General features: G+C 44.5%; 7 protein-coding genes. 3 read left to right on the top strand and 4 right to left on the bottom strand.

The genetic code is table 11. The features are described from left to right. The 3 genes from F6K38_RS29340 to F6K38_RS29330 form a co-directional block, all read right to left on the bottom strand. A partial coding sequence (locus tag F6K38_RS29340) for an Hpt domain-containing protein (protein WP_287358592.1) occupies positions 1 to 708 on the bottom strand: 708 nt, incomplete at its 3' end. A gap of 88 nt (positions 709 to 796) precedes the next feature. Continuing rightward, positions 797 to 3,901 (bottom strand): GAF domain-containing protein, encoded by a 3,105-nt coding sequence (locus F6K38_RS29335; protein ID WP_008187615.1) that lies wholly within the window; start codon positions 3,899 to 3,901, stop codon positions 797 to 799. 23 nt (positions 3,902 to 3,924) lie between these two features. Then, entirely contained in the window at positions 3,925 to 4,869 is a 945-nt protein-coding gene (locus F6K38_RS29330) for a chemotaxis protein CheW (protein WP_008187613.1), read from the bottom strand. Between the two features lie 140 nt (positions 4,870 to 5,009). On the opposite strand from F6K38_RS29330, the gene F6K38_RS29325 reads away from it, so the two are divergent. Next, positions 5,010 to 6,353, top strand: a complete 1,344-nt coding sequence (locus F6K38_RS29325) for a response regulator (protein WP_008187610.1) — start codon at positions 5,010 to 5,012, stop codon at positions 6,351 to 6,353. Positions 6,354 to 6,459: 106 nt separating this feature from the next. Here the strand turns inward: F6K38_RS29325 and F6K38_RS29320 are convergent, their stop codons facing one another. Beyond that, positions 6,460 to 6,822, bottom strand: coding sequence for a response regulator transcription factor (locus F6K38_RS29320; protein WP_008187608.1), 363 nt, complete (start codon positions 6,820 to 6,822; stop codon positions 6,460 to 6,462). 817 nt (positions 6,823 to 7,639) lie between these two features. Here F6K38_RS29320 and F6K38_RS29315 point away from each other — a divergent pair. Together F6K38_RS29315 and F6K38_RS29310 are read left to right on the top strand one after the other, a co-directional pair. Continuing rightward, positions 7,640 to 8,515, top strand: a complete 876-nt coding sequence (locus F6K38_RS29315) for a hypothetical protein (RefSeq protein ID WP_008187603.1) — start codon at positions 7,640 to 7,642, stop codon at positions 8,513 to 8,515. Beyond that, the gene (locus F6K38_RS29310; protein WP_008187601.1) at positions 8,512 to 9,498 is read left to right on the top strand and encodes a DUF1822 family protein; all 987 of its coding nucleotides are present in this window, start codon (positions 8,512 to 8,514) and stop codon (positions 9,496 to 9,498) included. The genes F6K38_RS29315 and F6K38_RS29310 overlap by 4 nt, the downstream gene beginning before the upstream one ends. The last annotated feature ends 45 nt before the right edge of the window (positions 9,499 to 9,543 follow it).

Genomic DNA, 9,543 nt, shown 5'->3' with positions numbered 1-9,543 from the left:
AGAACTTTCAACATCCAACCTGCCAACCTGTAACCCTTCAGAACTTTCAACATCCAACCTGCCAACCTGTAACCCTTCAGAACTTCCAACCTTCAACAAGGAAGCTAGGTGATCAATGCGTTGCTTGACTCCTACTTCAAAGATAGATTGGACAATATCAAACCCAAGTTCTGCTGATGTGGGTAGAGAGGCTTGATAGTCAAAGCAATCTCCTAATTTAGCTTGCAGTTTAGCAAACACCCCTGCAGCTCGGTTGATAATCTCAGTATTCTTGCTCAACTCCCCGGTCATTTCAGCGGTCAGTGCCATCCTCAGGCACTGATATCCTTCAAACAGTAGTGTTTCTAGCTCTGTATCAATGGTTGCCTCAGGGGCTAACATTGCCCGGAAGACATCTTCGAGATAATGTGCTACACTCTTTATGGTGTCTTGCCGGACATTAGCAGCTGCGCCTTTCAGGGTATGAGTGGCTCGCATTAAGTCATAAAGTTGGTTTTTTGGCTTGTTCGGTGTCAAAGCCAGCAAATTTTGTTCAATAACTTGCAGCAAGTCCTGGGCTTCGCCTAGAAAGTATTGATAGGTTTCTGGATCAATAGTTGACATTTTTTTAGGGAGTAGGGGATCGGGAGTCGGGAGTCGGGAATCGGGAGTCGGGAGTCGGGGTAAAAAACTTGAATTTACCTTATAGTTGCTGGTGGCGAAAACCACGCCAGTAGCTGATCAGGCTTTTAACACTCCCCGCGCCGCCGCCCCACACTCCTCACACTCCCGACACTCCCCACCCGTAGCACTATAACTAGTTCACGGTAAACCGCTCAACAGCTGCCTGTAGATTTTTGATGGTGGTGAGGGATTCCTTGAAGGACTCCCAAAGCTCGGTAGAGTCTTCAGAAGTATTGGTGGATATGGTGGCAACTTCTTTCATGGTTTGGGTGACCGATTGTGATTGTTCCAGTTGGGCTAGGGTTGCCTGGGTAATGCCTGCAACTAACTGGCTAATCTCACCAGTAGCTGATGCGATCGCATTTAGATTGCCCTTGCTTTCTTCTACCAATTCCGTGCCAGTATTAACCTGAGCGATCGCCACTTCGGTCACTTTAATCACCTCTCGGGTCTGAGTGCGGATTTCAGCAACTAAATTAGAAATTTCCGTAGTTGCCTTGGCCGACTGTCGAGCTAAGGAGCGCACCTCATCAGCTACTACCGCAAATCCTTTACCATACTCCCCAGCCCTGGTGGCTTCGAGAGCAGCATTGAGGGAGAGTAGCTGGGTTTGGGTGGCAAAATCACTAATCAAATTCAATACCCGGTCAACATTTTGGGAGTATTGACTTAACTGTCTAATTTGGTGGCTGGCTTCCTCCACACTGTCCCGAATTCCTAGAATTCCCTCCACTGTGCGGTTCATAGCTGTCTCCCCCGATGCTACTTTTTGGTTTGCCTCTTGCACAGCTCGGTCGATGGATTGGGCGCTAGCGGTTACGGCTTGGGTAGAGTTAACCATGCTCTGGATTTGATCAATCCCTTGGGTCAACTCCTGACACTGATGCTGGGCTTCTTGGGAAACTTTAGTAATTGCTGCTTCACTCTGTGTAGCAGTTTCAGCGACTTTGACAGAAGCTGAGAGTACCTGGATCACAATTTCCCGTAAACTCTGGATGGTGTTGTTGTAAGCATCTGCAATAGTCCCAAGTTCATCATTGGTAATCGGAGCTCTAACGGTCAAGTCACCGTCTAGAGCAGGTCGGACAGCTGTAAGCAAATCAATAGCACGCTGTTGGAATAATTCCCTAGCCTCCTTTTCCTGTGATGCTAATTCTGCTAGTTTTTGGGATTGCGTCCGCAATTGTTCCAAATACTCAGCTCGCTGCAAGGGTATACTGATCTGAGCCGCAATCTGAACCATCCAATTAATCTCTTCCCCTTGCCAATCCCTAGGCTCAGAATTTTGATAAGCAGCCAGTAAACCCCACAGCTTATCCCCTTGGAAAATTGGCACAATAGTATAGGCTCTGGCCTGATATCGCTCTAGCTGCTCGATATAACAACTTGAAAAATCCCCTTCGTAGATATCACTAACCACCCAGAAGGGTTTGTCTTGGCTAGAGAGATTGCCTTGGATGGTTTGTAGATAGGTATCTCGGATGGTTGGGGCTTGCTGGCTAAACTGCTCAGGGGTATTTCCAGCCACCGTTTTCACGATACATTCACTAATATTTTTGTTGATGAGGGGATTATTAGTCTGTTCCTGGATTAGAGAGCTCCAGCCACTAGCCACCGACTCAGCAACAAAGGAGCCACTCCAATCAGAATTGAAGCGATATATCGTAACACGGTCAACCCCTAAGAGTTTACGAACTTCGTTGGTGGTAACATTAAAAATAGTGCGTAGGTCTTGGGATTGTTGAATTTTATCCGTGACCTTAGTCAATACTCTTTCCCGTTCTGCTGCTTGATGTAATTCCTCAGACTTTAACCGTTGTGCCTCCAGTAGCTCAGAGTGTTGCAATGCTACTTCTAACTCAGCTGCAATCTCTAGCATCCAGCTAACCTCTGACTCCTGCCATTGCCTGAGATCAGAGTTTTGATAGGTAGCCAATAATCCCCAGAGTTTTTCATTCTGGTAAATAGCTACAATCACATAAGCTCTGACCTGATAACTTTCTAGCACTTGAAGATAACAAGGGGTGAACTCCTGATTGTAGATATCCTCCACCACCCGGTAGGTTTCCCCCCTACTATAGGAACCCCCCTGGGTTTCTTGAAGATAAGTATCGACCTGATTAATTGGTTGAGTAGCCAATTGTTGGATGCTGCATGCGCTGATATCAGCCCTTAGGGTTGGACTATGAGTCTGGCTCTGAAGCAAAGAAATCCAGCCTCCAGCCACAGACTCTGCTACAAATTCACCACTCCAATCGGGATTAAAGCGATAGATAACGGCTCGGTCAGTGTTGAGCAGCTGTCGCACTTCTTGAGTAGTGGTCTGGAAAATAGTCTTGATATCCAGAGAACGGCGGATTTTGTTAATGACTTTCGCCACAGTTGCCTCCCGCGCCTGCTGCTGTTGCAACTGAGTGCGTAACTCGTGGGTAGTTAGGTGAAGGGATAGTTCTGTGGCAATAGTTTGAAAGGAATTAATCTGTTGTGGAGTCCAGGATGGAACCGACCTGTCTTGGTTTGTCTGTACCAGGCATTGCTGCAGGACCAACAAACCCCAAGCTTTCCCCGATACGGGCAAGCATAAGCTGAGACTCGATTGAACTTGAAATTTATCCAGCAGCTGGAGTTGGTAGGGAGTGACCGAATCATTGCTGACGTGATCGATAATTACCCTTGACTGCTGCAAATACTCTGTGGACAAGTCAGCCCCAAAAGCAGTAGCATCTAGGGTTTCCCCGACCGCAGGAGTCCACCCCCGTTCTACGGCTTCTGCCAAAACTATTCCGGTGCGAGCAGAATTGAAGCGATAAATTAACACCCGCTCGGCAAGGCTTAGATGTTGAACCCCATTGACTGTATTGTTTAGTAAGGTTTCCCAGTCCCCAGCTTCACTCATTAATCTGCTCAGCTCTAACAATTTTTCATGCTGGGCTTGGAACTGTTGTTGGAGTGCCTCTTCGTAGCTAAGCTTCAATTGCTGAATTTCCAGATTCACCCCTGCCGTAAACTGCTCAACCTCCTGACCAAAGGATTCAAATTGCTCCAAATTTTTTTTCAGGTCTAACTTATCTACCCTTCGGCGTTGCTCTAGATCAGTTTTTAGCCTGTCTAGGTTAACCTTAAATCCCTCTAGGTTAGGGCGAGCAGAGTTAAAAAATTGCGGAGTATTCTCCTTGAGGAGATTGTGATTTTCTAATAGCAGTTCTGAATCATTATCATCCCATTGTGCTTCTGACATCTGTCTAGAGTCGTAAATTTTACTTATACTTCATACTTTATATCAACTGCTGCTTGGACAATTCGTTGGGCATCTAAGATAATACTACTAGCTTCGGGAAGATAGGCTTTGACAAAGTGTCCAAATCTGAGGGGCAATAATCGATCAGGGGGTTGTAAGTTTTCCCAATGGTGCTGTTCTATTTCTTCCACTTGTGAAACCACCAGTCCCAGCAGTTTGCTGTTGACTTGAAGTACAATCACCATGATTTTTGTCCTGGAGATGTACTTGGGTTGCCAAACAGCAGGAAATCCTAGCAGATAGTTTAGATCTAACAACCACAGCATTTCACTACGCCAGTTGTAAATCCCAATCACACTATCGGCAGTATGGGGAATTGGCAAAATTTCAGCAACCGACACATTCAGAATTGCTTGGATGTAGTTTACCTGTAACAAAGCCCCATTGCCAGACCCTACCTGGAAGCGCAAAAATTTCTCCTGGGGGGGAAGTTGGGCATCAACACTGACCTTAACGGAGGTAGCCAGAGGTAATTGAGCTTGATTCCCCTGGAAATTATGTTCATTTTTCTGCCAGGAGACAGGATAATGAACTTGATTAGTTCTCACCGTTGAGCCTGACTCTAGCCAAGTAGATAAGTCGAGCACCACCGGAATGCTTTCTAGTTTAATTTGTTTGCGCCATGCTGGTTGTTTCTCGGTTAGGCTACGCCCCAAAATTTTGACGGTATCAATTGAGTTTGGTTTTAGCTTGCTGATTGTGTGGTAGATAAATCTTACCACGGCTCCTGGCTTAGGAGCGGGGTCTGCTTCCAGTAAAACCAATAAACAGCTATCGTATAGTTTAACTTTAGCTATAATACCTTCGTGCTGAAGTTTATGATTCAGCATGGCAGCGATGACTTTTGGGTTTCCTTGTTTAGCTAATTGTAAAATTTTGCTTGTCTTGGAAATCTGCTCTTTGCTCATCACACCAAGTTACTATCGAAATGATCAAAAATTTATGATAAATACAATTACTTGGTATTTAATCGCTTGATTTGTAATAATTTTTAATTTTGGTTAGAGTGAATGCTCACGTTTTTAGAATTGCGTGAATTTATGGGCCAATGAAAACCAGGGTTGAATCTACCTTTAATAGCTTGAGTTCTAAGCTAGTACGCTACGGTCACGAAAAATTTACTGGCCGACTGGATCTGAAGGTGTCAACTGCTCAGCAATGGAGCCTCTACTTGAGCTATGGGCGTTTGGTATGGGCATCTGGCAGTGTTCATCCCACTAGGCGTTGGCGTCGGCAGATAATCTATCATTGTCCTGAGGTTAATCCTAATCGGATTGCCCTGAAAAAGATAGAGCCAGGGTCCTGTTGGGACTACCAGTTGATGGTGCTGTTAGCACGGAAGCGAATGATCAACCCTCAACAGACGGTGGTTGTAATTCAAGGCATTGTGGCAGAAATATTGTTTGATATCCTCCAGAGCCTAACCTTAGTTTCTCCGGACCAAACCCTTATTCAACCCAGTAATGGTTCTGTGTCCTCAAACGCGATTGAAACTAGGGTAAAGAAGCCTGACAATTTCTTGCTCAATGCCCAGTTGGGAATACGTCCCTCTATGCAGGGGATTTTGCCACAAACGTGGATGTTAGAGCTAGAACCAACTATCAAGCAAGTTCAACAGGTCTGGCAGCAGTGGTCAGAAATGGGTTGGGAGGGTGTTTCTCCTGACTATGCACCGGTGCTGTTGCAAAAGTCGGTTTTGCAACAGCAAACCTCAGTGGCTACCTACAAAAATCTGGTAACGTTAATCAACGGTAAGCGCACCCTGCGAGATATAGCAGCCCTGCTCAAACGAGATCTGTTACTGCTGATGCGATCGCTTTATCCTTATATTAAGAAACAACTGATTGAACTAGTAGAAGTGCCTGACTTGAGCGCTCCCAAATTTGTAGATATCCCCGCCAAGGCAGGCATTAGTAGCCAAAAATCCCAAACCCCAAAATCCCAAACCCCAAAATCCCAAACCCCAAAATCCCAAACCCCAAAATCCCAGAAGAAGTCTGATCAGGCATTAATAGTCTGTATTGATGATCACCCCCAAACCTGTAAAATTATGAAGGAAGTGATTCAATCAGCAGGTTATCGATTTTTAGGAATCCAAGACTCTATCCAAGCTCTACCTTTGCTACTCAAGCATAAGCCAGATTTAATATTCTTGGATTTGGTGATGCCGATTGTTAATGGCTACGAAATGTGCGCCCAGATCCGCCGGGTGTCAATGTTTGCCAATACACCAGTGATTATTCTGACTGCTAAAGATGGTATTGTAGACCGGGTAAGAGCCAGAATCGTTGGGGCCACTGATTTCCTTAGCAAACCAATCGACAATCAAAAAGTAGTGGCAACGGTGCGCAAGTATCATACAACCTCGCCTTGCAAGACCGATCCAGTTTAAAAAGAGAAGAGTCCGTAAGTGAAGGAAGAGTCTGGAGGTGGGGGGAATCCAGAATTGTCCTAGGTTAACACTTAACGGTCAACGGTTAACAGTCAACAAACCCTAACTATTGAATCAGCTCCTCTAGGGTACACAGCAGTTCTTCTGGAGTCACTGGTTTAGCTAAGTAGGCATCAGCCCCCAGCATCTTTCCCCAAATTTTGTCCACCTCAGTACCTTTGGTGGAGCAAATCACCACAGGAATCTGGCTAGTGTGAGGATTAACTTTCAGGGCTCGACAAAACTCAAAACCACTTTGACCAGGCAAAATTACATCTAAAACCACTAAATCTGGTGTATGGTGAGATAATTTTTCCCGAGCCTCCTCTACACTAGCCACGCCAGTAACCCCCAAACCCGCTTGTTGCAAACAGCGAGTTAGGTACTGTCTTTCTGTTACGCTATCTTCTACCACCAAAACAGTTTTCATATATTAAAGTATAGCACCTTATACAGAAAATTTGTTAATGGCAAGGGCAAAATTGCTGATAAAATCATGGTTTTTATCTAGCGCTATTCTTTCCCATCAGGGTGAACTCAGCTCTTCCACCCAAGGGGGTTATATCAAATCCCTGGTGACTAGAGCACGGGGAGCAAGGGAGCTTCCAAAGCAGGGGAGCTTCCAAAGCAGGGGAGATTCCGAGTTTCGGAGCTTCGGAGTAGGGAGTAGGAAATAAGGAATCGGGAAGACAGGACTAAATTAAAAGATTTTTCAAGGTCAGCAATCAAGAATTTTAAAGACTTAAAAATTAAGTTGGCCACAAGGTATATATCATCTAGCAAAAAAGTGTTATTTTTTTACTAAACTATTTCCTAGAATACAAATACTCAATCATAGGAGAGTTGCTTATGGGGAATTCAGGTAAAAACAAAAAATTATACTCTGTGAAGCTAGCTTCCTAAATCTCAGTAGAAACAAGACGGTAGAGACTTGACTGTAGAGACCTCACAATATTATCACAAACTCAGCCTAATCTTGAGAAGGCTGAGTCAAGAAGGCTTCTTGGGCTGTTTACATAGCAGTAACACACAGGAGAGTTTTTTCAGTCAACCGGCTCGGGTTCCAAAAATCGGATTCATAAAATGCTCAGCTAGGGCTGATAAGTACATAGAGAGTTCAAAACAGTACTAGTCATGATAGTGAACCACCATTACCAACTTCCCCACTGGTCAATGACCCAAAGCCAGCCTCTGAGTTATCTAGGCTTGGTAGAACAACTACGGGTAAGCAATCGAGAGGATTAACAATGGTGGTTAATGTATCAGGGTGCATCCAGCCTATCAGCAGTCATACCAGCTACTGGGAGTTTAATTGGTTAGTTAAAAGTCAGTTAAAATTCACCCATGTAGACTCTCGTATCCTGGTTTGCGACCGCTCCATTGGTGTTGCTCAACTATGGCAGCCAAAGGCAGGGCAGCTGGGGAAAAAGACTCCTGTGGATCAAATCCTAAGAAACCTAATTGAAGCAGTATCCCGCTACCCAGACCGAAGTCCTGAGCGGCAGAAAGCCTTGAATCGTCTCCTGAGCGTTATTCAAAATCTACCTGGCATTTACAAATCTTCCCACGTAGACTATCTAGAGGCGTTAAATCGAACCTGGGAATGGGTCATCCGCAATCTGTACCAGTTTGAGCCAAGTTCAACCTCCGTTGAAAAAAGCTTAGTTACCTGGATCAACGGATATTTACGCTGGCGCATCCGAGATTTATATATCTCAGATAGTAAATATCCAAGGATTAGCACTAATCAACCGATCGGTAACAGTGACGAGGATTCAAGGACTCTAGAAGACCGGTTGCCAGACCCTAGACCTTCCTTGAGTAGACTGGATGATTACATTGAAGCAATCCAGACAGCTGAACGCCAGCGTCTAAGTCAAGGGATTCTCGAAGAAATTAAAAACGATCCAGATGGGAAACTAATCGGTTGTCATCCCCGCAAATATCCCAAATGTAATTGTCAGTTATTAGCAATGCGGTTGCTAGTACAAGAACCACCCCAGAGAATTGCTGACATTGCTAGAGAATTTAACGCTAACCAACAAACTCTCTACTCTCACTGGAAGAAAAAATGCCTGCCGAAGCTGCAAGATATTGGTAAAACGTTTGGATATCAACCATGACTATTACAGAATCAACTAACATTAAGGTTTCTATTAGCCCATACGCTCATAGTTATGCAGCACAGTTTGCTGCTGAACAAGCCACCCCTAGGAAGGGAAAACACGTCTATCTCAATACTTTAGCAGTTTATGCTGTTAAAAACTATCTTAAATGGCTCAAGATTCCAACTAATCTTGCTCAAAGTGATTGTTGGAATCCGGGTTTAAGAGTATTGTTGGATGTAGCTGATTTGGTTTTGCCCAACATTGGTAAATTGGAATGTCGTCCAGTGCTACCAGGTCAGTCAGCCTTGAACGTGCCACTAGAAGTGACCGAAGACCGGATTGGTTATGTGGCAGTGCAGTTCAGTGAGCAATTAGACCAGGTAGAGTTATTGGGATTTGCTCCGTATCATGCGATCGCTAAATCCCTAGACCCTTTACCCCTAGAAAAGCTTGAATCTCTCGATACACTAATTGACAAGATTGATTGGATTAAGAAATCGGTGAGGGTAACCCAATGGTTTGAAGAAATATTTCAGGCAGATTGGCAACCACCACCATCACTTTTACCTGAGTATAGGTACAGGTCTAGTTTCAAAACGGTTACTGCCTTCAGAGGATCGGAGTTAGGTATCAAGCGGCGCTCCAAGCAAGAACCGAGCATACAGGCTTTAAGAGGTAATGACAGATCAACAATGCGAGCCAAGCTAATGGACTTAGCTGGTCAAGGGGTAGTCCTGCTGCTGCAAGTGAATTTCCAACCTCCTGATACTGAAGATATTGATATTTTTATGCGGCTATATCCTGCGGGTGATTCAATGTATTTACCACCAGATTTGCAGGTAAATTTACTCGATGAATCGGGAAATTCTTGTATGAAAGCTCAAGCTGGAAAAACTAACGACAAGATCCAAATTGATTTCAGTTGCCAACCAGAGGAACGATTCAGTGTCAGATTAAAATTGGGAGATATAAGTATCACGGAAAAATTTATAATTTAGGTAAGCTATCAGCTATCAGCTATCAGCTATCAGCTAATGCGCTAC

This window comes from Moorena sp. SIO3B2, assembly GCF_010692525.1.
In the GTDB taxonomy this organism is placed as follows: domain Bacteria; phylum Cyanobacteriota; class Cyanobacteriia; order Cyanobacteriales; family Coleofasciculaceae; genus Moorena; species Moorena producens.
This window is presented reverse-complemented; position numbering and strand designations above follow the sequence as displayed.